Origin of the sequence: Xenorhabdus bharatensis (assembly GCF_037996705.1) — a bacterium.
Lineage (GTDB): Bacteria > Pseudomonadota > Gammaproteobacteria > Enterobacterales > Enterobacteriaceae > Xenorhabdus > Xenorhabdus bharatensis.
The window spans coordinates 66,551-91,445 of record NZ_JBBMXG010000008.1; the positions used below are offsets into that span (position 1 = coordinate 66,551).

At 43.6% G+C, this 24,895-nt stretch carries 20 protein-coding genes; 12 read left to right on the plus strand and 8 right to left on the minus strand.

Annotated elements, in window-relative coordinates; genetic code table 11:
- Positions 1–3: 3 nt before the first annotated feature.
- Positions 4–1,392: a chromosomal replication initiator protein DnaA gene (dnaA, locus tag AAC855_RS09275; protein ID WP_340609286.1), complete on the minus strand. Its 1,389-nt coding sequence runs from the start codon at positions 1,390–1,392 to the stop codon at positions 4–6.
- A gap of 759 nt (positions 1,393–2,151) precedes the next feature.
- Between dnaA and rpmH the strand changes: the two genes are divergently transcribed.
- The 5 genes from rpmH to mnmE all read left to right on the plus strand — a co-directional run bounded on the left by rpmH (position 2,152) and on the right by mnmE (position 6,010).
- On the plus strand, positions 2,152–2,292 hold the full coding sequence (rpmH, locus tag AAC855_RS09280; RefSeq protein WP_038267117.1) for a 50S ribosomal protein L34: 141 nt from the start codon (positions 2,152–2,154) through the stop codon (positions 2,290–2,292).
- 18 nt (positions 2,293–2,310) lie between these two features.
- On the plus strand, positions 2,311–2,670 hold the full coding sequence (gene rnpA, locus AAC855_RS09285; RefSeq protein ID WP_099110051.1) for a ribonuclease P protein component: 360 nt from the start codon (positions 2,311–2,313) through the stop codon (positions 2,668–2,670).
- The gene (yidD, locus tag AAC855_RS09290) at positions 2,634–2,894 is read left to right on the plus strand and encodes a membrane protein insertion efficiency factor YidD (protein WP_086954857.1); all 261 of its coding nucleotides are present in this window, start codon (positions 2,634–2,636) and stop codon (positions 2,892–2,894) included. The genes rnpA and yidD overlap by 37 nt, the downstream gene beginning before the upstream one ends.
- 2 nt (positions 2,895–2,896) lie before the next feature.
- Positions 2,897–4,546 (plus strand): membrane protein insertase YidC, encoded by a 1,650-nt coding sequence (gene yidC, locus AAC855_RS09295; protein WP_340609287.1) that lies wholly within the window; start codon positions 2,897–2,899, stop codon positions 4,544–4,546.
- Positions 4,547–4,645: 99 nt separating this feature from the next.
- Entirely contained in the window at positions 4,646–6,010 is a 1,365-nt protein-coding gene (gene mnmE / locus AAC855_RS09300; protein WP_340609288.1) for a tRNA uridine-5-carboxymethylaminomethyl(34) synthesis GTPase MnmE, read from the plus strand.
- Between the two features lie 175 nt (positions 6,011–6,185).
- Here the strand turns inward: mnmE and AAC855_RS09305 are convergent, their stop codons facing one another.
- The 4 genes from AAC855_RS09305 to AAC855_RS09320 form a co-directional block, all read right to left on the minus strand.
- Complete coding sequence (locus tag AAC855_RS09305; RefSeq protein WP_340609289.1) at positions 6,186–7,010, minus strand: energy transducer TonB; 825 nt, start codon at positions 7,008–7,010, stop codon at positions 6,186–6,188.
- 8 nt (positions 7,011–7,018) lie between these two features.
- Positions 7,019–9,997: a TonB-dependent receptor domain-containing protein gene (locus tag AAC855_RS09310; protein ID WP_340609290.1), complete on the minus strand. Its 2,979-nt coding sequence runs from the start codon at positions 9,995–9,997 to the stop codon at positions 7,019–7,021.
- Between the two features lie 54 nt (positions 9,998–10,051).
- Positions 10,052–11,518, minus strand: a complete 1,467-nt coding sequence (locus tag AAC855_RS09315) for a surface lipoprotein assembly modifier (protein ID WP_340609291.1) — start codon at positions 11,516–11,518, stop codon at positions 10,052–10,054.
- 88 nt (positions 11,519–11,606) lie between these two features.
- Entirely contained in the window at positions 11,607–12,350 is a 744-nt protein-coding gene (locus AAC855_RS09320) for a Slam-dependent surface lipoprotein (protein WP_340609292.1), read from the minus strand.
- A 377-nt stretch (positions 12,351–12,727) separates the two neighbouring features.
- Between AAC855_RS09320 and AAC855_RS09325 the strand changes: the two genes are divergently transcribed.
- On the plus strand, positions 12,728–13,486 hold the full coding sequence (locus AAC855_RS09325) for a transferase (RefSeq protein ID WP_340609293.1): 759 nt from the start codon (positions 12,728–12,730) through the stop codon (positions 13,484–13,486).
- Here AAC855_RS09325 and fdhD read toward each other — a convergent pair.
- Complete coding sequence (gene fdhD / locus AAC855_RS09330; protein ID WP_340609294.1) at positions 13,483–14,304, minus strand: formate dehydrogenase accessory sulfurtransferase FdhD; 822 nt, start codon at positions 14,302–14,304, stop codon at positions 13,483–13,485. The two genes, AAC855_RS09325 and fdhD, sit on opposite strands and share 4 nt — an antisense overlap.
- A gap of 493 nt (positions 14,305–14,797) precedes the next feature.
- Here fdhD and AAC855_RS09335 point away from each other — a divergent pair, with 493 nt between their 5' ends.
- The 4 genes from AAC855_RS09335 (at position 14,798) to AAC855_RS09350 (ending at position 18,369) form a co-directional block, all read left to right on the plus strand.
- On the plus strand, positions 14,798–15,556 hold the full coding sequence (locus tag AAC855_RS09335; RefSeq protein WP_340609295.1) for a YqcI/YcgG family protein: 759 nt from the start codon (positions 14,798–14,800) through the stop codon (positions 15,554–15,556).
- A 79-nt stretch (positions 15,557–15,635) separates the two neighbouring features.
- A complete protein-coding gene (locus AAC855_RS09340) occupies positions 15,636–16,457 on the plus strand; it encodes an arginase family protein (RefSeq protein WP_340609296.1) in 822 nt (273 codons plus the stop codon).
- Between the two features lie 17 nt (positions 16,458–16,474).
- Positions 16,475–17,431, plus strand: coding sequence for a cysteine synthase A (gene cysK / locus AAC855_RS09345; RefSeq protein WP_340609297.1), 957 nt, complete (start codon positions 16,475–16,477; stop codon positions 17,429–17,431).
- Between the two features lie 38 nt (positions 17,432–17,469).
- Positions 17,470–18,369, plus strand: a complete 900-nt coding sequence (locus tag AAC855_RS09350; RefSeq protein ID WP_340609298.1) for an ATP-grasp domain-containing protein — start codon at positions 17,470–17,472, stop codon at positions 18,367–18,369.
- A 49-nt stretch (positions 18,370–18,418) separates the two neighbouring features.
- Here the strand turns inward: AAC855_RS09350 and AAC855_RS09355 are convergent, their stop codons facing one another.
- Complete coding sequence (locus tag AAC855_RS09355) at positions 18,419–20,518, minus strand: plasmid pRiA4b ORF-3 family protein (protein WP_340609299.1); 2,100 nt, start codon at positions 20,516–20,518, stop codon at positions 18,419–18,421.
- Positions 20,519–20,913: 395 nt separating this feature from the next.
- On the opposite strand from AAC855_RS09355, the gene AAC855_RS09360 reads away from it, so the two are divergent.
- A complete protein-coding gene (locus AAC855_RS09360) occupies positions 20,914–22,563 on the plus strand; it encodes an LTA synthase family protein (protein ID WP_340609300.1) in 1,650 nt (549 codons plus the stop codon).
- Between the two features lie 77 nt (positions 22,564–22,640).
- Here AAC855_RS09360 and AAC855_RS09365 read toward each other — a convergent pair whose 3' ends face one another.
- Positions 22,641–23,297, minus strand: coding sequence for a helix-turn-helix transcriptional regulator (locus tag AAC855_RS09365; protein ID WP_340609301.1), 657 nt, complete (start codon positions 23,295–23,297; stop codon positions 22,641–22,643).
- 94 nt (positions 23,298–23,391) lie between these two features.
- Here AAC855_RS09365 and AAC855_RS09370 point away from each other — a divergent pair, with 94 nt between their 5' ends.
- Positions 23,392–24,807, plus strand: a complete 1,416-nt coding sequence (locus AAC855_RS09370; RefSeq protein WP_340609302.1) for an MFS transporter — start codon at positions 23,392–23,394, stop codon at positions 24,805–24,807.
- Positions 24,808–24,895 lie beyond the last annotated feature (88 nt).

Sequence of the window (24,895 nt, forward strand, 5' to 3'; positions counted from 1 at the left end):
GCGCTAGGACGACAATGTTCTGATTAAGTTAGAAAAATCTTCTTTGATATCATGACTCTCTTCACGCAGTTGTTCGATTTTACGACATGCATGAAGTACCGTAGTATGGTCACGACCACCAAAGGCATCCCCGATTTCAGGCAAGCTGTGGTTTGTCAGCTCTTTTGCCAGCGCCATTGCCATCTGTCTTGGACGGGCAACGGAGCGTGAACGGCGCTTGGAAAGCAGATCGGCAACTTTGATTTTGTAATATTCAGCAACCGTTTTCTGAATATTATCAATCGTTACCAGCTTTTCCTGTAGAGCCAATAAATCACGTAATGCTTCGCGTACAAAATCAATAGTAATCGCCCGACCCGTAAAATTGGCATTGGCGATAACCCGATTCAACGCGCCTTCGAGCTCACGAACGTTGGATCGCAGGCGTTTAGCTATAAAGAAGGCCACTTCTCCCGGCAACTGAATCTGGTTTTCGTCTGCTTTCTTCATCAGAATCGCAACGCGGGTTTCCAGCTCCGGTGGTTCTATGGCAACGGTCAGGCCCCAGCCGAAACGGGATTTTAACCGATCTTCAACGCCATTAATCTCTTTTGGATAGCGATCTGATGTCAGAATAATCTGTTGATTACCTTCCAGCAGGGCATTGAACGTATGAAAGAATTCTTCTTGAGATCGCTCTTTATTAGCGAAAAATTGAATATCATCGATAAGCAGGGCATCTACTGAGCGATAATAGCGTTTAAATTCTTCTATCGCATTGTTCTGCAATGCCTTAACCATATCCTGAACAAACCGTTCAGAATGCATGTATACCACTTTTGCATTGGCTTTGCGTGCCATGATGCTGTTACCGACAGCATGTAAAAGGTGGGTTTTACCTAACCCGGTGCCGCCATACAGGAACAGAGGGTTATAAGCTCCGCCCGGATTATCGGCAACTTGCCTGGCTGCGGCTCTGGCGAGTTGGTTGGATTTACCTTCGACAAAGTTATCGAATGTATGCTTTGGATTCACATTCGAACGATAAGATAACTCAGGCTGCGCTTTTGCATTATCCCAGCTAGGGCGTACAGATAAACTGGATGGTGCAGCAGCCACCGGCATATCAGCAATGATTTTCTGAGATGTAGACTGGCTTGCTGAAACAGGCTTATTACCTACTTCAAAACGCAGTAACGGTACTTCAGGACCACAGAAATCATTTAATAACAAATTGATATTATTTATATATTTCTCTCTGACCCAATCCAGCACAAAGCGGTTGGGTGCATAAAGAGCCAAAGTGTTATCACTTAGTTCTGCCTGAAGGGGTCGTATCCACATACTGAATTCTGTGGCAGGTAACTCATCCTGCAATCGGGCAAGACATTGCTGCCAAAGCGAAAGTGACACGGCGAACTCCCCTAAAACAAGACCAATAAAAGAAACTGGAATAATAGATACGTTATACTGGGCACAAGGCATTACTTTTTATCGATAAGATGCTCTCGATAAAGATATTACCGATAAGAACATTTCTCGATGAGAAGACTCGCAGTACCTTGTGGCGATTTCTAGTTTCATCGCTCTCCCAACGATCCGTACAGCGAGATCGGAATCGTGACCAGTGATCATAACGCAAAAGACGACATAAATCCTCATTCTTTTACACAGCTTTGATGCTTTTTATCCACAGGGAGATCACCACGCTTTGGTACGCGGAGAAGATAAAGCCCATAGAAGATACTGTAGTGGAATCATGGTATATAGCAAATTCCATTTAGCTATCGTTTAAAATTCAAAGGGAAAGCAAGAGTATAATTACTACTCAAATAGCAGGATCGGTGTAGGATCCTTGCGCTTTATTACACAGTCCGTATAATCTTGCACCCTGTGTGTAATACCAAACGATTTTTTCCGGCGGTGGCTGGTGGAAGTCAGGGTTAACACTTTAGATAGCAAAAACTTTGGGTAGCAACAAGTCTGGCGCCCGCTGAAATGCGGTCAGGCTCGCGTCATCTTGGAATTGACTAAGGGTAGTACATTTTATTACAATCCTGCCTCTTTCTATATATTGATGTTGCGATTGAGGCATCGGTGTCTACTTATTTCCACTGGTCGCCAACGCATTTGCTGAATCAGTTACAAATTTTAAGTTAGGTAGAAATCGCTATGAAACGCACTTTTCAACCATCCGTACTGAAGCGTAACCGTACTCACGGCTTCCGCGCACGTATGGCCACTAAAAATGGTCGTCAGGTTCTGGCTCGCCGTCGTGCGAAAGGCCGTGCTCGTCTGACTGTTTCTAAGTAATAAAGCTAACCATTCCACGTGGTTAAGCTCGCTTTTCCGAGGGAGTTACGTTTGTTAACTCCCGAGCATTTCACTTATGTTTTCCAGCAGCCACAACGGGCAAGTTCCGCAGAGATAACGATTCTTGGACGCCTTAATCAGCTGGGGCATCCCCGTATCGGTCTGACCGTCGCCAAAAAAAATGTTAAACGCGCCCATGAGCGAAATCGCATCAAACGATTAGCCCGTGAAAGTTTTCGTTTAAACCAGCATAAATTACCGTCAATGGATTTTGTGATTTTGGTGAGGAAAGGGGTCGCTGAGCTTGATAACCGTGAGCTAACGGAAACGTTGGGCAAATTATGGCGTCGTCACTGTCGCTTGGCTCGCGCCTCTTGATTGCGTTAATCAGAGGTTATCAGTTAGTGATTAGTCCACTGCTGGGGCCTCGTTGTCGTTTCAATCCTACCTGTTCTCAATATGGCATTGAGGCACTGCGTAGGTTTGGCATGATGAAAGGCAGTTGGTTAACGGTGAAACGCATATTAAAATGCCACCCTTTACACGAAGGTGGTGATGATCCTGTCCCACCTAAAAAAAACGAAGATAACAGAGAACATTAACGATGGATTCGCAACGCAATCTTCTTTTCATCGCTCTGCTGTTTGTTTCGTTCCTGGTCTGGCAGGCGTGGGAAAAAGATCAAAACCCACAACCAACAGTACAGGTCTCGCAGCAAACCAATACGCTGAGTAATGAAGCAGTCAGTGGGCAAGGTAAACTGATCACCGTGAAAACGGATGTGCTTTCGTTGCACATCAATACCCGTGGTGGTGATATCGAAGAGGCTGACCTGCTGGCCTATCCTGATACCCTCGGTTCCAAGATGCCGTTCAAACTTCTGGAAACAACCCCAGAATTTACTTATCAGGCTCAAAGTGGCTTAACAGGCACTAATGGCCCGGATAATCAGGCTGAACGCCCTCTTTATACCGCAGCTCAGAACAACTACGTTTTGGCTGAAGGTCAGGATGAGTTGCGTATTCCTATGACTTATACCGCGCCGGACGGTGTTGTGTATGTCAAAACTTTCGTATTGAAACGCGGTAACTATGCTGTCTCTGTTGATTACAGCATTGATAACGTGACTGACAAGCCGTTACAGATGGCATTCTTCGGTCAGTTGAAGCAGAGTGTTGATCTGCCGAAACATCGCGATACCGGCAGCAGCAATTTTGCTCTGCATACTTATCGTGGTGCGGCTTACTCATCTGATCAAGAAAAATACGAAAAATACAAATTTGATGAAATTGAAAGTAAACCACTTTCCGTAACCACACAAGGCGGCTGGGTAGCGATGCTTCAGCAGTATTTCGCCACTGCATGGGTTCCCGGAGAAGGTAAAACCAGCAATTTCTACACCATTGACCTGAAAAACCAGAAAATGGCGATTATCGGGTACAAAGGTGACACCATCAATATTGCACCGAACAGCAAGCAGAACATCGCTTCTACTCTGTGGGTCGGTCCTGAAATTCAGGACAAAATGGCGGCTGTTGCACCACATCTGGATCTGACTGTTGATTACGGTTGGTTGTGGTTTATTTCTCAGCCTCTGTTCAAGTTACTGAAATTCCTGCATGAGTTCATTGGTAACTGGGGCTTCTCCATCATCGCTATTACCTTTATCGTGCGCGGTATCATGTACCCGCTGACTAAAGCGCAATACACTTCTATGGCGAAGATGCGCCTGTTGCAGCCGAAAATCACTGCCATGCGTGAGAAATATGGCGATGACCGTCAGCGCATGAGTCAGGAAATGATGGCGTTGTACAAAACAGAGAAAGTAAACCCGCTGGGCGGCTGTTTACCTCTGGTTATTCAGATGCCAATCTTCCTTGCACTGTATTACATGCTGATGGGCTCTGTTGAATTGCGTCACGCGCCATTTATCGGCTGGATTAATGACCTGTCTGCACAGGATCCATACTACATCCTGCCATTGCTGATGGGTGTGACTATGTTTGTGATCCAGAAACTGTCACCAACGACGGTTACTGACCCAATGCAGCAGAAGATCATGACTTACATGCCTGTCGTGTTCACTGTTTTCTTCCTGTGGTTCCCGTCTGGTCTGGTGCTGTACTACATCGTCAGTAACTTGGTAACCATTATCCAGCAGCAGGTTATTTTCCGCAGTCTGGAAAAACGCGGTCTGCATACCCGCGAAAAGAAAGAGAAGAAAGAAAAGAAAATCGATCTGACAAAGAAATAATTTCTTGAGAAACGGGTCTTTTAAAAAATAAGTAGAAGGCGGTCATTGGCCGCCTTTATTATTTCCATTCATTGGCAAATTGGTAAAAGAGAGAATTCCATGAATACCACCGATACGATAGTTGCTCAGGCCACCCCTCCGGGACGAGGTGGTGTTGGTATCCTGCGTATTTCTGGTCCCAAAGCTGCGGCAGTTGCTGAGGTGGTATTAGGGAAACTCCCGAAACCCCGCTATGCTGATTATCTGCCGTTTCGTGATGTAGATGGCACCGTTTTAGATCAGGGCATTGCTCTTTATTTCCCCGGCCCTAATTCCTTTACAGGTGAAGATGTACTGGAGCTTCAGGGGCATGGTGGCCCGGTTATTCTTGATTTACTGCTGAAGCGTATTCTGACTATTTCCGGCGTACGAATTGCTAATCCCGGTGAATTTTCTGAACGTGCTTTCCTGAACGATAAACTGGATTTGGCTCAGGCTGAGGCGATTGCCGATCTGATTGATGCCAGTTCTGAACAGGCTGCGCGCTCTGCGATGAACTCCTTACAGGGAACATTTTCCAATCAGGTTCACCAAATGGTGGAGGAACTGACTAACCTGCGCATCTATGTTGAAGCAGCGATTGATTTTCCTGATGAAGAAATTGATTTTCTTTCTGATGGCAAGATAGAAGCCAAGCTGGATGAAGTGATCGCGGAGCTTGAACAGGTCCGTTCGCAGGCTCGTCAGGGGAGTCTTTTGCGTGAAGGGATGAAAGTCGTCATTGCAGGCCGCCCGAATGCGGGTAAATCCAGCCTGCTGAATGCGTTGGCGGGGCGTGAAGCCGCGATTGTGACGGATATTGCGGGAACAACTCGTGATGTGTTACGCGAGCATATTCATATTGATGGAATGCCCCTGCATGTGATTGATACTGCGGGTCTCCGCGAAGCCAGTGATGAAGTAGAACGCATTGGTATTGAGCGGGCATGGCAGGAAATCGAACAGGCGGATCGCGTGTTGTTTATGGTAGACAGTACGACGACGGATGCCATCGAACCTGAAAAAATCTGGCCGGAATTTATGGCTAAGCTGCCGGAATCCCTGCCGGTAACGATTATCCGTAATAAAACAGATATGACAGGTGAAGCCAGCGGTATATCAGAAATTAATGGCTACACGTTAATTCGTCTTTCTGCTCTTGCAGACGAAGGGATTAATTTGCTGCGTGACCACCTCAAAGAAGCGATGGGCTTTAACAGTAATACTGAAGGCGGGTTCCTCGCCCGACGTCGTCATTTACAGGCATTGAATACCGCAGCAGAACATTTGCAGGAAGGCCATCAACAATTGGTATTCGCTCGTTCCGGGGAGTTATTAGCGGAAGAACTCCGGCTGGCACAACAAGCATTGACTGAAATCACCGGAGAATTTACATCTGATGATTTGCTTGGGCGGATTTTTTCAAGTTTTTGTATTGGGAAGTGATGTTCTGATAAATCAGAAAAATATATTTTATTGAGCAAATCTGAGATTTTCTGCTTCGTATGTGCTCCGATTTTGGTATTTCGGAGCACGATTTAACATTGCTTCTGAGAATAGTGTATTGATTTTTTTTACATTTGTCTGATTCTTGCTCAATAGGTCGGTTATGGCATGTATATTATCGAACCAGCTCAAAGCTGATTCGCAGTGTGATATCCGCTGCCAGTGTTGCTGGTCTCGGGCCAACAGATTTAGCAAGACCGAGTGCTTTCAGTGCTTCATTATCCATTGCACTGTAGCCTGAGGATTGAACGATTCTGGCGGCAGTAATTGAACCATCATCCTGAAGGATAAAATTGACGGTGACTGTCCCTTCCTGCTTCATTCGTTTTGCTTTGCGGGGGAAACGCTTATGACGATCAATTTCCTGCCGGAGCCTTGCATAGTAGTTATCTGACTCACTATTACCCTGCCCCACTAAAGGTTGAGAAGTTGTCGCCTGACTCATCCCACTTTGTGAATTGACCTGATCAGTACCATCCGTTTCAAGTTCCTCTGGGTTGTTTTGGAGAGTTGGAGACGATTGGACAGATTTCTTTTCTGTATTTTCTTTCGGTTTTTCTTTTGGCTGTTTTTTAGGTTTTTGAGTTTTAACCGGTTCAGCCGGAGTATCGATCTTTTTTTCTGTTTGAGCGACTTTATCCAGTGCAATGACCGGGGTTACCGGTGATTCAGCAACAGTCAGAACTGGCTGAGATAATTCAACCGGTTCCGGTTCTTCTGTTAATGCTGAGGCCGCCACCATCGTGATTGAAAAACTTGTCAAAGGAGAATTCTGATTAAGATGATGGGCACTGTCATCGTTTGGCTCGGTATGTCGGTTTAACAGCCATATCAGACTGATATGCAGTAAAACAGCGATAAGAATACCAACCAGAAAATGTTTACTGAATGTTTTCTGAGCGTTGATCACTGCGTTGTCTGATATAGCTGTGTTGAGCATACTATCCTCTAAAACTGGCTGGTAAGACTGAGTTTAAAGGTTCTGCCCGGTGCCGGTATCATTGAGCGAGTCAGTGGATCAAGATAATAGCGGTTAGTTAAGTTTGTGCCAGTCAGTTCCATTGATATCGCTGGGGTGATCTGGTAGCTCACATAAGCATCAACGGTAAAGACGGAGTTCCAGCGCATCGGGTTATTGGATATCCCTTTATATTCATTCGGCAAAACATCCATCAACCATTTTTCATCTTTGTTTTCTGCTCCGCTGTGGTAGAGCATCCGGCTACCGAGTTCCAGTTTTTCATCAAACAGGCGTCCGCCGATATTCAGATTAGCGGTATATTTTGGCTGAATGGAAGTACGCAGGTAACCGCCCGGAAAGCCACCATCAATACATTCAGGAATGCCATAACGATTCTGAGAATCCATTCTTGCGGCGGAGTTATTGTCACACACCTTGTTTTTCATGTTGTAGACCAAACCCATATCAGTAAAGAAGCTGCCGTTGTCGTAACGAGCTTGTAATTCTAAACCTGCCAGTTTTTGTTTATCTAACTGGGCGAAACTATAGGTATTATCCCGGTCGAACACATTTTCAATAACCGTGTTGTAATAGGAGAGTTTGACGTCAGCATTACGCTCAGCATTCACTAACTGGCTGAAATCATAAACGAAACCTGTTTCTATGGTTTTGGCTCGTTCTGGTTTAAATTTCAAACCAATGTAATTTTCTTTAACGCCAGAAAAACCGACAGTATCTTCAAAAATACTGGGCATTCTTACTGCTTCGGCATAACGGGTATAGGCCCGTAGATCGTCAGTGATATAGGCAGTAGCAGAGAAGGTCGGTGCCCATGCATGAGATTTACGTTTTGGGGCTGGTTCCCAAGGAGAATCTACATCTTGTGAGAGTTTATTATTACTCAGACCGTTTGCACTATACTCATATTTATAGGCTTCTTTGCCACTGATTGGGTCTATAACCCTTTCACTCATATTTAGTTGGCCATTGAAATAGGGGTTATTGTTTTTATTGAGTCTGCCGTTATTGGGATCATAAGACCAAGTGAATTCTTCTTTAACCATCCTACGAGTTTGTTTATCTCGATTATCAGAGTGAGTTTCACCAATCTCCGGATACTTATCATCCACCTTCCTGAGGAGTTTAAATTTCTCCATAAAGTTCATTTTTGAAGCTGCAATAGATTTTATATAGCTCTCTTTTTCTCGTACTACAGCAGCTTCTTCGGTTGTCAATGTTCTCCAATAACTCATTGAATACGCGGTGATATCACCGGTTTTTTTATAATCCTCATCTCTGGCAGAACGTCTTTCATTAAGAAAATCATCTTTGGACCAATAGGAAACACGTTTAGCACCAGCACCTAATGCCAGCCATGAAGTAGGACGCCAGTCAAAGTTAAAAGCGAGATTAATTTCCTGACGTTGCCCTTTTCTTGCTGGGGACTGAAAGAAATACAGATTATCAATATGGCTGATGTCATCATCAGAACCCAAGCGTTCGCGTTGGAAATTTCCCATCAGAGTAAGATCCAAATTTCGGGTCAGTTCGAATTTATTGGAAATATCTACACCCCAACGATTATTTTGGGCATTGGTGACGGCTGTATTGATTAAGGTCCCATCAATATTAGTGCTCCTGCCTTTTCCTCCGTCCCAATCATAGTCTCTGGTAACCGGACTACGCGGATATCCACCTGAAGTATTGGTGTTACTTGTCGTGCGGGTTGCCCACAGATTCATATCAAAATCAATGTAGGGGTTTGCAGTAGGATGCCATTTATAATTCAGGTTAGCCGCTTGTTGGCGAGAGTTGGCCAGCGGCCATTGAGGAACCCTATTTTCCTCAGCAAGCACCGATGCCAGCCTTGAAGGCATAATATCGCCGAACTCCATACGGGTATTGCGGAAAGCAAGTTGCAGTGCCTGATCATCGGTGAAGTGCCAGGTGTTTTTGATTAACACCGATTGCATTTTGCTGGAAGTATTGGGGACTTCATTACCGGGGCGATAAATGCGTGCTGCAAAAGGGAGGTAAGGATCTAAACTCGCTTTTGGGTTGAGCATTAAGTTTATATCGGCTTCTGTTGCTGCTGCATCATAGCGATGTGCACCACCTTTACCGGCAAAATAGTTACCTTTATGGCGGTAAGCATAGGCCAGCATTAAATCAAAATATTCTTGCCGCGTTCCCACGGCAACGCGAAAGGCATTATCTTTGAAGCCGAACAATTTATTGTCTTTTGATGAGTGAGGAGTGATTTTTAGTGCAGGATCGGATTCGATTCCATTTTGGATAAAATTGGGAATATCACGATAGTCCTGCCCTAATGACAGTGACGGTTTTCTTTCCCTAACTGAATTACTGCTGGTTTCCAGTTTGGTATTAATGCCAAATGTTTCACCTTCCGGCACGACATCATCAATATTGAGTGTTTTGATGGAGACAGCACCCCCGACTGAACCTTTCACCCTGCGATTCAGGGAGGGGCCTTTTTCGATTTCAATACTGCTGATTAAGTTAGGATCAATATAGTTGCGGTTATTAGCACCGTTATAGCCACGTCCAACGGTAATTGCCTGTTCTGTTCCATCAATCGTGACGGGAATTCGCCCTTGTCCCTGAATACCACGAATATTGATATCCAGAGCACCGCTATTGCGGGCATCACCGCTGTAAACACCAACAGCACCTTTAATGACATCAGCAGGAGATGCACCTTTGTAGCGTTCTATCTCTTTTTTACCGATATAAATATTGGAGATATCTTTGTCATAAACCGCATCATAACCGGCTTCATCTTTATCTCTGTTATCTGTCACCCGGATTTTACCTAAATCAGCTTTGCCATCTGACGTCGTTGTAGCCGGTTTGGATTCAGCAAATAAAGGAGGTGCTGCTAGTGAAAATGCCAGTGACAGAGCGATTGTGATGGGTGTTAGTCCGGTTTTAATTTGATATGCCATTGATATTTCTTGCCTCAGTTATCATCGCACAAATAAAAAATCATCAGATTTTGATTAAAAAAACTTTTCCAGCCTGAGCAGCACTTCGTTTTTGTTATAGCTGTACAGCCAATCCACATTGCTGTGATTGCGTCGGTGGCGGAAAGTAATAGCAGGAGTCATACCCATTATTTCAGCCGCAGGCGCTTTAATAACAGCGACATAAATTTGCTCCGTATCATGGCGTCTGGCATTCAGCATCGGGCTATAAGCGCCAAAGTGCCGATCACGCAATGTGGCAAAGAGATAACCGTCAATGCCATCGTAGATCTGTCCTTTTACTCCTGCCCGAACTTCCCACTGCTGATAGCGGTCAACGGGATATTGGTCGTTACCGCGATAAGTCCAGTCTCCACCACCAAGCAGAATAAAATCTTTGCCGATGTCGTGGAATAAATTAAAGGAGGAAGAGGTCAATCCTCCGTCTTTTCTGCGGTAATTGTGTTGATGGCGTAGTTGTTTATGTTCAAATTCAATATCAAGAGTTGTCTGAGTGGTTATTCCCCATTGCCATACTGTTTTGATCCCAGTGGCGTGGTAGAAGCGATCGCCAGCACTTTGTTTATATTCAAACAACGGGCTAAAGGAGATATCGTGGTTTCTGTTTTTATAACTGTAGCCACTGGCTAGCTGGAAAGTATTTTCATTGCCATCTTGGTAATTTCGGTAGTTTTCACCATAAATAAGACCACGGATAGCAATGCCGTGATAACCAGAAAGTTGGTGTCTTCGGCTTAGTGTCGCGTCATAGGACATACCCCATGCTTTGACGGCTTTTGGTATCTGCTGTTGAATACATTGATTTTCGTTTATTTTCAGGCAGGCAAAGTTCCGATTAGAAGACATATTCACATTATCGTTGTAGGCGTAACCGACAGAGAATGAACCACGCCAGCTATTTCTCAGCTCTATTGCTTCAAGATAACTGTTAATGTTCTTCAAAACTGATTCTGGTACTTGTTTTTTTTCACTCAATTCTGCAAACAGACGTTCAGCTTCCCGATTTTTATAATCTTCAAAATAGACTCGGGCCAGTTCTACTTGAACGCGCGGAAAATTAGGCTGTTGGCTCAGAATTTGTTGGTAATGATAAGTGGCCAGATCTAAATTACCATCAAAACGAGCGAGTCCACCCTGAGCAAAATTCACTAATAAGACATCATGCTCTGATAATTTTTTATAAGCAGTGAGAAAACGTCTTACATCCGGCCATTGTTGGTGATTTATTGCAAGGAAAAGCGCCAAACTAACATTGTCCAGATTATTCTCTACCTGAAATTTTTTCCCATCAATGACAATCAACGCAGCATTATTTTCAGCAAAAATGGGGTCAGGTGTAATCAGTTTTTTTTCATTTTCCTGTTGATGATGTTGGGCTTCCTGCCAAATATTGCGTGAGGTATCTTCATTGGCATATATCGGCAAGGAGATGAAAAAAGCCATCAATACGGTTAATAATATCGGTATTTTTCTATCAGACATCGCAAAATCAGCTCACAAAACTTACGTTATTAAAAATAAAAACAGAGAACAGTGCCATTTTTGGCGCTGTTCTCTGTAAAATTAACAATTACTGTTTAGAGCCACCGAAAGCAGTATCTTTGGAATGATCACCATCAAATTTGGCATATCCAGCCAGACTTGATGCATTGTCGCCAAAGAAGTGACCTTCTGTTTTGCCTACCAGATCCTCTGTGAGCGCTCTACCCGTAAATTTTGCGTCAGATTGGATTCGGGCATCAATGCCAATTTCCATTGTATTATTGGCCATTGAGCCAACCAGTGTTTTCTCACCAAAATCTGCGGTAAATGTACCGGACAGCGCGTTATTACCGCTGTATTGGTTAATACCAGTCACGGTATAGGTTGCTGTGCCATCGGTTGGAATATTGGTAGTCACATCCTTGCCTGCATAATAAACCGTATGGGTATTATCATTTGCCTGACCGGTCTGAGACCATTCACCGAAGTAAACCTCTTCATTAGCGACTTTGCTGAAATGGAATACGCCCATACCACCATGAGTGCCCGGAGCACCAGCCATTGCGATATTGTGAATTCCATTATTATCGGCAGGTGCCATACGGGTCAGGCCAGCAAAGCCAGTGATTTGACCACCATAAACGGAGCTAATACCGATACCCGGTTCACCACCTTTGCCGCCGTGTGGGCCTTTACCGGGTTGAGTTGGGCCAACCTCAACGTATGTTGGTGAACTTACCTGACTCTGACCAAATCCTACTGCTGCGTGAGCCTGTGCCATAAATCCCAAAGCACCTAAAGCGGCGACTAATACCTTAACTTTTTTCATCATTATCCTCATTTAGAGTGGGGGATCCCTCGTTACCCAATCATAAAAATGGCCTGATTTATTGCGCGGGAGAAATGTACATTCTTCAAATGCTAATGTAAATGATAATTATTTTTATTTGATATTGATTTTGTTGGGGTTTTAATCAGTAAAAAAGTCAATTAATTGTATTTTAATGATTTTAATTTTTGATAAGAAGAAGAGATATTTTGTCGTTTTTCTGAAAATGTGATGAGGTTAAATTTAATGGCCTGTAGTGATTGCGTGATTAATAGTCCCATTCTGGCTGCAAAAACACATTTATTTTACTTGGCTAATTCATTAATTTTTTTGTATATATTATTTTGATTCAAAGAACCGCCTTTAATAGGGAGTTAATTATGGATGCAAAAGTTATTATTCAGTCTGCCAGAGAGAGGGAAGATATTGAGGAAAAATCGAGTGATTTTATTGATGCCAGCTGGCCTTTATTTTCGAACTACGACAAGGTGTCTGAACAGTATTGGGATACCTTATATGAACCCCCGTTTAGTCATTTTCAAAAATATGCCATTCTGCAACAGGGGCAGGAAGAGCGTCTTATTGGGGTATTAAATTCAATTCCTTTTTTATGGGAAGCTCCTTCACTGGAGCATCTGCCTGACGAGGGATGGGATGCAATACTGCGGCTTGGTATGGAGGCTAAGGGACAGGCGAATATGTTGTCAGCACTTTCTGTTACCGTTGATCCTGAATTTCGTGGTTGCAATATTCCAGCGCTATTAATTAATAATGTGAAGCAAACCGCTCGTGAAGCTGGATTACAAGGTGTCGTTGTACCTGTCAGGCCAAGCCGAAAAAGCTGTTATCCATTGCAAGATTTTGTCGAATATTGTAGTTGGAAAAATGAAAGAGAGGAGCCATTTGATCCCTGGATACGCACTCATTGGCGTTTAGGGGCCAAAATCATTAAACCTGCATTCCGTTCTATGAATATTGACGGAACAGTGGAAGAATGGGAAAAGTGGACAGAAATGAAGTTCCCACAAAGCGGGGAGTACATTATTCCGGGCGCATTGGTTCCCTTGGTGGTGGATACAGAAAAACAGATCGCCCATTATATTGAACCTAATTTATGGATGCTTCATAGCATTGATTAATTAGTTAACCTCTGAGAATGTGTATACACCGTTGCTCGCCCCGGTTTACAGAAGCTTACCAGCGTCAGATTACATTTTTCTGCTACTTCGATAGCGAGTGAAGTCGCAGCAGAAACGGCAAATAATATTTCCACGCCACAATTGGCAGACTTCTGTACCATTTCATAACTGGCACGGCTGGAAACCAAAACAGCACCTTGTTGCCAGTCTGTTTTTGAACGCATTCCTAATAGCTTATCTAAAGCAACGTGGCGGCCAACGTCTTCACATCCACCAAGTAAATTGCCTTCTGGGTCAATCCAGCCAGCAGCGTGTGTACAGCCAGTCAATGAACCGATTTCTTGCAGGAGCGGTAATTGTGCGAGTGCCTGATCCAGATAATCCAATGAAAAAGTTTGTGTAAAAGGCAGTGGAGTGATGGGGCGGAAGATTTCTGATATTTGCTCAGTGCCACAAATACCGCAACCGGTTCGGCCTGCCATACTGCGTCGGCGTTCTTTCAATTCAGCGAAACGGCGACTGGAGAGTTCGATATTGACTTCAATACCGCCGTGGCAACCGGAAGTGGTATCAATCCCGCGAATTTCCTGTGGAGAAGTGATAATCCCTTCAGATAGGGAAAAGCCAATTGCGAAATGTTCGAGATCTTTTGGACTTGCCATCATAACAACATGGGAAATGCCATTGTAGACTAAGGCCACCGGTACTTCTTCAGCCACCCAGTCCAGCTTAGGGGTATGCAGATGATTTTTTTGTTGTACATAGATGCGGGTAGCGCCACTGACAGCTTGCTGATTTTCTGGCTTTTTTTGATCCATCTGGCTAATTCTCAATCGGCTTCACTTTTCATTTCATTGCCAAGTTTACATTATTTATCCGTAAATAAAAAAAACATATTTCAGTGACTAAATTAAATACAGGTTTTTTATATTTTATTTAGTAGATACCGATATTATAAAATAATCGTTATTGACATAAATTATATTTTTATTTGAGTTGTAAATATTGGCTTGAATATTTTGTTTTTTATATGTGTTTTCTGTGAATTTTTAATGTGTTGTTTTTGAATGTTTTTATAATAACTATTTTGTTTATTTTAATAATTATTATATATGCTTTTAGAACGTGATGATATGATTTTGAATGTTTTATTGTTTGTATTTAATATTTTTTATTAATAAGTTAAATTTAAATTACCCTTCCTAAATAATAAATTATTTTATCTTTCAATAATTACATTAAATATTCGTTCAAAGGGTAGTTATCGCTATATTAAACACGTCTTCTTTCTATTAATGAAAGGTGATTTAAGTGAATATATTAGATAAAAATCTAGGTGTTACAAAATTAATCTCACAATCACAAGTGAATGAAAGTGAAAAAGACTGGCATCATACTGTCCTCAGTGATATAGGATTTAGGCTTGATCATGTTGATTTTCCTTGTGTCTTCTCAAAGAGAGCATTTAAAAAGAAGTTATTAAAATTTCTCTTCGTAGATAATATAGAGACAAGTGGCATTCAGCATTTAGCTGAAGGGCTTAAAGATTATGTTGAACTTTCGCAGAACTGGGATGGTGATTTAAATACAGCATACCCGCTGATTGTTGCGTTCTCACAAGAAGCAATAAGTGTTCAGTCTATTAGTGATTATCACGATTTTGGCTGGGAAGTTTTGCAGAAATTACATGAAATAGATCCTGAACCTTGGCCGGAAGGTATTAATAAAGATCCCAATTCTTCAGCCTGGTGCATGTGTTTTAACGGGATGCAGCTATTCTGCAATATGAGCAGCCCGGCGAATCAGTTACGCCATAGCAGGAATCTAGGCGAGCATTTTATTATGGTTATCAACCCGCGTGAGCGCTTCGATATCGTAGCCGGTAATACGCCGGATGGCCGTAAAATCCGTGAAAATATCCGTAATCGCATTGATAAATATGATGATATTCCCCGTTCTTTGCAGCTTGGCTCTTATGGTACCGAAGCACTTGAATGGCAGCAGTATGGCCTTCTGGATGAAAATGTGAAGAGAGAGGGTAAGTGCCCGTTTATGCACAGGAAAAAATGAAGCCAGCCTATTTTTTATGAGTTATGACCGAAGGTTAGCCTGAAATTTTTATTGATAATAATGAAAAGGAAACTGTTCCATGATTGATCTTATCGTTTCTCAGGGTCGCATAGCTGATAGGGCAGCACATATGATCGAAGGTGCTGCTCGTACCGCTGAGGCGTTAAAAAAACACTATGGTATTCAGGGGCATTTTATTGGAAAGAGCTCACCCCCTGAGAACGATGACTGGAGTGTTAGTCTTCCTCAAGCCCGTGAAACGCTTGTTGAATTGCGTCAGGCTATTGAAGCGAGCATTAAGGGAAAAAACCGGACGTTTATGCTCGCTAATACCTGCTCTGCGAGTCTTGCTTCATTACCTGCTGTCGCGCGGGAACACCCGGAAGCGGTGGTGCTTTGGATTGATGCACATGGTGATTTTAATACCCCAGAGACAACGGAGTCAGGTTACCTTGGTGGTATGGTACTTGCGGCTGCCTGTGGTCTGTGGGATAGCGGACACGGTGCTGGTTTACGTCCTGAACAAATTATTCTGGTTGGTGCCCGTGATATAGATCCACCTGAGCGTGAAATTTTGCAAAAGCAGGGTGTTCGGATAATTCCACCAGCAGAGGCAACACCTGAAAATATTCTGAAAGCGATTAATGGCGCTCCGGTCTGGATCCATATCGACTGGGATGTCCTTGAGCCCGGTTTTTTACCGGCAGATTATTCAGTGCCGGATGGTATGTTGCCATCGCAAATTCAGGCGATATTTGAAGCAATGCCTTTGGAACAGATTCTGGGGGTTGAACTGGCAGAATTTAATGCTTCGGATGATGAAGAAAAGAACGAAAAAGCGCTTTCAATTATTCTCGATATTGTTGCTCCTGTATTTGAAACCGCAGCAAAAGTGAAATAACAGGAGACGATTTTCTTATGCCTCTCTACAACAGTATTCTTGAGACAATTGGCCGTACGCCTATCGTTAAATTAAATCGTATGGCTCCCAGCCATGCCACGGTATACGTGAAGGTAGAGTCTTTCAATCCCGGCGGATCGGTAAAAGACAGGCTGGCTCTTTCCGTTATTCTTGATGCCGAAGCAAAAGGGCGACTGAAACCCGGCGATACGATTTGTGAATGTACTTCCGGTAATGTCGGCATTGCATTAGCAATGGTAGCCGCTGCCCGTGGCTACAAATTTGTGGCGGTGATGTCTGATAGTTATTCGGTAGAACGCCGTAAATTAATACGTATGTATGGTGGAAAAGTTATTCTCTCCCCCGGTCATGAAGGAAGCAGTGGTGGGAACCGTCTGGCCGATAAGCTTGCCGCAAAACATGGCTGGTTTCGTGCTAATCAATTCCAAAATCCGGCCAATCCCGCTTATCACCGTGAAACCACAGCAGCAGAAATTCTCAGTGATTTTGCCGGAAAACGGCTGGATTACTTTGTCACCGGTTTTGGTACCAGCGGTACTCTGACCGGAGTCGGTCAGATGTTAAAACTGGCACGGACTGACGTAAATATTATTGCTACCGAACCTGAAAATGCGGCGGTACTGGCGGGTAATCAGTGGAATTTACATCAGATTCAGGGGCTGGCACCTGATTTTATTCCTGACATACTCGATAAAAGTGTTATTGATAACTTACTGACCGTAGATGAGATCTCGGCGCGTGATACATCCCGCCGCCTCGCTAGGGAAGAAGGCATATTTGTGGGTATTTCCGCAGGGGCGACTTTGGCAACGGCACTTCGCGTTGCTGAGAATGCACCAGAAAACTCAGTATTACTCGCAATGCTGCCTGATACGGGGGAACGTTATCTTTCCACGTTCTTGTTCGAAGGGATAAATGAAGGATCAGATGATGAGTGGCTGGCATCTCTGTAATCATTTTTGAGGACACTTGCACTGATGGGAATTGCTTAATGAATACAGTTGCATTGATTACCGATGAAGCCAGCTTGCCAGAAGATTATGATATGCCGCTGTTACTCGATGCTTGTCGCACAATCGGGCTGAGCGCTGAGATATGTTCCTGGCAGGATCAGTCTATTGATTGGTCACGTTTTGATGCGGTGCTTTTGCGCTCTCCGTGGAGCTACGTCGATCAACTACCTGAATTTCTGGCTTGGTGTGAGCGTATTAGTGCCTTAACAGAACTGTTGAACCCCTTGCCAGTAGTACGCTGGAATCTTGATAAGTTTTATCTGGCTGATCTCGCTGCGTACGGTGTGCCGGTTGTACCGAGCAGGTTTATTAGCCCCGATATGAATATATTACAGAATCTGCGGGTATTTCTTGCTGAACATACGGAAGCGGATGAAATTGTCATAAAGCCTACCGTAGGAGCTTATTCGAAGGATGTTCAGCGTTATAAACGACAGCAGGAGGATAAGGCTGTCGAGCATATCACTTATCTGACAGAAAAAGGTTGTCACGTAATATTGCAGCCCTATCTGGCGTCAATCGATAGTGAAGGCGAGACTGACCTGACCTACTTCAACGGGGTTTATAGTCATGCTATCCGTAAAGGTGCTTTGCTTATGTCCGATGGAACAGTGAATTTTCCATTACAGGAATTTCGCAAGGCGCGAGTGGCAGATGAAGATGAACGTGCAGTTGCTTCACTTGCCCTTGATACTGCGGTTCGGCATATGGGGCTTGAACATGCTTTGCTTTACGGGCGTGTGGATCTTGTGCGGGGTAATGATGGTAAGCCGATGGTTCTGGAAATAGAGATATGTGAGCCTTCGCTGAACCTGCCTTTTGCTGAGGATGGTGCGATACGATTCGCACAGGCTCTGGCTGACCGACTGATAAAATAACGGAATAACATCCCTGAGAAGCAGGAGTTTGCTTCTCAGGGGGACAAATTTAGCCCTGATAATCCAGATAATTGAATAAGGAGCCAAGTCTACGGTTAGCCTGTTGTTTATCAAAAGGCTCTAGTGGCTGATGCGGAGCCAGTTCCAGTAATTCTAAGATTTCTGCTTCTTCTTCCGTCAGCAGTTTCTTTTTTCTCAATTTGAGTACATGGTTCCACTGCCAGATACCGCCGGAATCTTCAGCCGGGCATGTCCCGTTTCCTGCGGTGACTTTAGGTTGAATGATGTCTTTTTCCAGAACTTTTTCTACTGTGATCTGATGATCCCAGCAGTCACCAAAGTCATATTGGTAGTAAAGCTCGCTTCCGACATCACGTAAAAATAGACCAAGACAGACCTGATCATAATTTTCTTCCGGGATTGTTATTCCGCCAAACTCAAAACAGAACAGGTGTGCATCTTCCCATCCCATAGCAGCTTGTATCACATCATGTACTTCATTCAGTGTCATCTGGTTACTGAGATGCACCCGGCGCCAGACCGCAGGGCTTGCTTCATCTAAGCTGATTTTAACAACCAGCCCATGTGGGGATATTGAATCTGAGGTATCAGTCATCCCCATAGCAAAGAGTTGGAAACTGGTTTCAGACAGACTGTCGAATAAGCCAAATCTTTTGCGATTGATAGCCGGATCGTAAAGTGCGTGAGCCAAATCCAGATATTCATTGGTCAGGCGAGTCGCTTCTGGTGGTAGCTTATATCTTTCGATAGCAGCCGAGTAGGTCAGTCGCCCGGCAAAAACGTCTTTGTTGGCATAGTAGTAGAGTTTCAGTAATTCTCTGGGTTTTTTCGCTTTCAGTAGATACTCTTCAGGTGGCAACCAAGTCATCATGAGCGATGATTGAATATTGTGACCATAATTGGCGTAACCGAGACGGCTATTTTCCTGTCGCTTAGGATTGACCTCATAACTCAGTTTCCGGCTCCATTGCTCAAGATCAAACTCTTCTGGCTGCGTCCAGTCGATGGGAAGTTGGGCAATCCAATACAGTGAGTAGAGGTCGAGTGGTGTGTTCTTATTTTTCTGAACGGAAAGGATCCAGGGTAATATCTGTTTTAGCCAGTCCGGAGAAACCGGAGTGAAGTTAATATCGTTGCTTAACTGTTCTAACAACTCAGGAATGGGTTGGTCAGGATCAATATTCAGCATGCTCTCTCTGATGCCTGATTTAAAATCGAGCATCATACTTAACTGATATTCCTGATTATTCAGCATGATTTTCATCATCATACTGGCACAGTCATTGCCATCCACCTCAGAAGCGTATATTTCATATATTTCAGCGGCTGCCCGTGCTTTATGGTGTGCCATCGCGCGTTTTTTCCATCGCTTCATATAGGATTTCACTGAAGGATGCCGGTTGAAGTGGGCACACAGGTTCACAAGCTGCAAATAGGATAAATTTTTCCACGCCGAAGAAGGGCATTGATCCAGCACTTCAGCACTGGCAAGTGCAACTGGCTCTTCAAAATATTGTGTCAGCAAAAGCAAAGCATCAATACCCCATGGATATTGAACGACTTCCTCCAGAATATAAGGCAGCACTTCAGGTGGTGCGACAGAAAAACCACTTTCAAAAACCTCAATGAATTCGATACTGGATTTCAGGTTAAACTCATTAATCAGTTGCCTGATTTTCTGGGGTTTTTGTGGGAAAGGGGTAACATTAGTCTCATCAGGATACTCAGATTTCTGCATCAGTTGTGCAAGGTCCGTCCTGATATGAAACTGATATCGTTTCAGGATTGAGATACATAAAAGTACATTCTTGTGATTAAGCTCGAAGTTTTCTTTGCAATACTCCAAAACTAATCCAACAGCCTGCTCAAATTGTTCTTTGGTTCCCTTCGGGGAATGAATCGCGACTAACTCTAGTTCTGCGATGGCAACATCAAGCCAGTCTTTAACGGCATCCCTGATATCATCCATCGTTTCTTCAGGGAGTGTTACCACCAGAGTGAGCAACATAAAGACATTCTCTGGCTCGGAAAACCAACGTGTTTGCTGTGGAGTTAATTGCCGTTTCTGCTCAGGCTGTTTGGCGTATTCTTCTATTGCTGAGGATAATTTTTCAGGGGTTATTTTCATCACTAAGCTCTTTATCTATTGATGGGGAACTAAAAGAGTGATCATGATTACTGTCAAATCCACCCTTCCGTTTTTTATGAACATGAATAATCTAGATTGTAAACCCAGAATTAGCGGAATTTCATGCTGATAATACCTGTTATTGTTGTCTTAATCGCGAATTTATTCAGTAAATGGATAAGCTGGTAGCTAATTATCATTAACTTATTGATCACTGTACTAAAGTTAAAATGACAGGCGCACAATTTCATCAAAACTCAGTCTTATCATCTGAACGATAAATTCACCATGGCGTGAGGGGCTTTGTTTTATTTGTAGTATGTTGAGAAACTTGTGTTACTTTCATTTACTGATGTTAAACCGGTCTCATACACTCATACATGGAACACAAGAGTATGAATAAAAAAATAATTTCAGGATGCTATTTTGGGCTATTGTTGATTGCATCCTTGCTGTTAGTGTTTGAAAAAAGCAGTGATATCTATCCTGCACTGATTTCTGTTGGGGTATTCAGCATTCTTTTTGGCCTGACTTTTCTGCTTTCAGCGCGCTGGTTATTTTCCGTGGTATTTACCGGAACCCTTTTTATCATCACCAAATTCCTCAATCAGATAAAAGTTCATTATTACAAAGATCAACTGATGTTTTCTGATTTGAATATTATGCTTGATCCTTCAAATCAGGAAACATTACAGCATTATTGGCTGGCAGGTCTGGCGGTTGCAGCGATGCTGGTCTGGCTAATCTTCAATATGTTCCTGAGCTGGAAAAGTGTAAAGCCTGTACCGGGTATCAAGTGGCGTGGATTAAGCGTAGTACTGGTTGCTGTCGGTGTCTGGGATGTCAATATGACAGCCAATGCTTACCATAACGAATGGCAGGCAGAGTTGCCAAAAGGGCGCGGAACGATGACTAATATGGTCATGTCAGCCCGTGATGCACAATATCAACCTCCCCAATTTGGTGTATCCGCTGATTACTTTTTGCAACAGGCAAAAAATGTTTCCCTGCCTGAACCACAGTCAGAGATAAAACCTGATGTAGTGGTGTTATTGCAGGAATCGACAGTTGACCCACATATTTATCAATTACCGGCAGGTATCCGTCTGCCTGATCTCTTTATGTTCCGGCATGATGCCGATGTAAGCGCGCAGAGTTTGCTGCGGGTACAAACTTTTGGGGGGGGAACGTGGTTATCAGAATTCTCTGTTCTGACAGGATTGGATACAGATGATTTTGGCTCGCGTAAAAATGGTGTGTTTTATTTTGTGGTTGATCACCTGCAAAACAGCTTGTTCCGTACGATGAAAGATAATGGCTACTACACTGTTGTACTGACTCCATTCAATAAATCGGCTTATCATGCCGGACATGCTTACCAGACACTGGGTGTTGACCGCATTATTCAGCCACAAGAGCTGGGTTATCCGGCAAGTATGGATGAGAATTTGTGGAAAATCAGCACACAGGATATGTTGTCTTATGTGAAAACTATTCTGGCGAAGGAAACGGATAAACCCATCTTTATTTATTCTCTGACCATGTATGAACACGGGCCTTATGAAGAGAGCCATAGTGATGATTATGGGCTGGCAGGCAAATTGGAGAATTCATCGGCTGTCGGAAAATTCAGTCATTATATGGAAAAAATCATCGCATCAGACCCATCGATCAGAGAATTCAGTGAGTTTGTGGCTAAACGCGAAAAACCGACCATTTTTCTGACATTCGGTGATCATCAGCCCAATCTCCATTTTGACGATTACGCTTCTACCCTTTCTGATCCGGCACATCTGACGCAATTTACGATGAGAGATAACCTGAAACAGGGAGCGCCGATAACGACAGGTAAACTGACCGATATTTCTTTTCTTGGTGGTATGATTTTAGAAAGAGCACGGTTGAGCGTTCCCGCTTTTTATCAGGCAAATATGACCATGCGTCATTTGTGTGAAGGTGAACTTAACGACTGTCAGGATAAGGCGCTGGTAGAAAGCTATAAGCATTACATTTACCAGCAGTTATCTGTGGCGGGTAAGGAATAGCCACTGTTCTGGATGCAATAGCCTGACTATGCTCAGATAAAATGCAGATAAACCTACACCCGCTCATTGGTGTAGGTTTATCCCAGTGGTGTAATACGGTAAGCACAGCGCCGATCATCATTCAGAATATATTCAGTTCGTTCTACTTGTGCCTGAAGAATATCCCGGAACATTTTCAGCTCAGTACGACAAAAACTCTGGCATATACTGGCGGCAGCACAGATGGGACAGTGGTTTTCGACAAATAAAATCGCGCCATCTTCCTGAATAAAATATTGCGCCATGTAACCCTCCTGACAGCGGATTGTAACCAGACGCTCAATCTTTTCTTGTAGATCGACAGCGTTTTTTAGCGCCGTTTTATACTTTTCAGTAATTTCCTGCTCGCGGGATTTGATCACTAAATCCAGTGCGGATTCACCTAATTGCTCACGGATGATTGTAATCATCTGAACGGTCAAATCTGCATGTGTATCCGGAAATTTGGCGTTCCCTTTGTCCGTTAAATGCCAAAGCTGGATAGGACGGCCGACTCCCCTTGACTCAGATCGCCCTTCAACCAGCCCTTCTTTAGCCAGTTTCACAAATTGTTGACGGGCTGCTTCCCCTGTCGTGCCTAAGATCTTACCGGCATCTGCGGCTTGCATAGCGCCTTGTGTTTTTAACAGCATCAATAACCGTTCACTAACGGATTGTACGGAAATGGTGCTATTTTCCAAGTCAATACTTGACATATTGTTGAACCTGACAGTAATTTATTCCAAGATTTACCTTGTTTAATTTAACGTAAGATATTTCACAACTCAACCTGAGTTCAGGATAATAAGCATGATAATAACTGAGGAAAATCGCTGGAGGGATCTGTTTTCCAGTAAAAACGCACCCAGTGCAATAGTACTTTCGATCGGTATCGGACTGATGGCCGCCAATACCTTAATTGCGATTACGCTCCTGCCTTCTGCTGTAAAGGATATCGGAGGATTAAATCTCTATGCCTGGAATACAACGCTGTTTGTTGTGGCATCCATTATTGGTTCCATACTCTCAGCGAGATTACTGCATACATCAGGTGCGAGAAATGCCTATTTGGTGGCTGCCCTGATTTTTTTCATCGGTAGTTTGTGTTGTGCTTTAGCACCGACAATGGAATCCATGCTAGTTGGGAGAACCATACAGGGACTTGGTGGCGGATTTTTATTCGCGCTTTCTTATTCGATGATTAATTTGGTGTTTGAGGAATCTCTCTGGCCTAAAGCAATGGCGTTGATTTCTGGTACTTGGGGAGTGGCAACTTTAATCGGGCCGGCTATTGGTGGCATTTTTGCTGAAATGAACGCATGGCGTTATGCATTTGGCATGATGTTACCTGTTATTTTGCTTTATGCCTTATTTAGTTATCGAATCTTACCTCCGAAGCAGGAACAGAAGACAAGCACAATGGCTTTACCCATTACACAGCTGATTCTGTTATCTGTTGCTGTACTTGCGGTGTCCTCAGGAAGTCTGTCACAAGATGTGATAATCAATGTTCTCGGTATTCTGACGGCGGCAGTACTCGTATTTCTGTTAGTTCTCTATGAACGTAAGGCGTCTGTGAAGTTACTGCCCGAAAATACCCTGAGTCTGAATTCACCTCATCTCATCTTATTCGCAACCATGATGTTTTTGGTTATTGGGTTGTCAGGAGATATGTTTGTTCCCTATTTTTTGCAAGTTCTGCACGAGCAGTCTCCTTTAGCTTCTGGTTATATGGTCGCAATGGCAGCAATTGGCTGGACTATTGGGGAAGTAATGAGTGCCAGTTGGCAGGGGGCGAAAATGCGTTTTGCGATTGTAAGCGGCCCTGCATTTATGCTGGTGGGGATGCTGCTACTGCTTGCTATGCTGCCTTATAAATCCATAGGTGAATGGCAAATCATATTACCAATCATTCTGGGTCTTGGGCTATTTGGTTTTGGTGTAGGCTTTGGCTGGCCTCATTTACTGACCCGTATTTTGCAGGTTTCCAGTGAGGCTGACAGAAATATTGCCGGTTCATCCATTACAACGATTCAGTTGTTTGCTGCTGCATTTGGTTCTGCACTGGCCGGAATGGTGACCAATATCTTCGGGTTTTATCGGCCGGGTGGTTTAGAAGGAGCGGCTTCTGCTTCTCACTGGCTCTTTTTACTTTTCGCTATTGCACCCATACTGGCGCTATTTACTGCATGGAAATCAGCAAAGATTATCGCAGAGAGCCGTTAGAAAAGAGAGTCGTTAGAAACAGATCATCACCGCAGGCACCGCCTGAAATCCGTTACCTATATGATGGCTACATTGGCTTTCTTTAGAA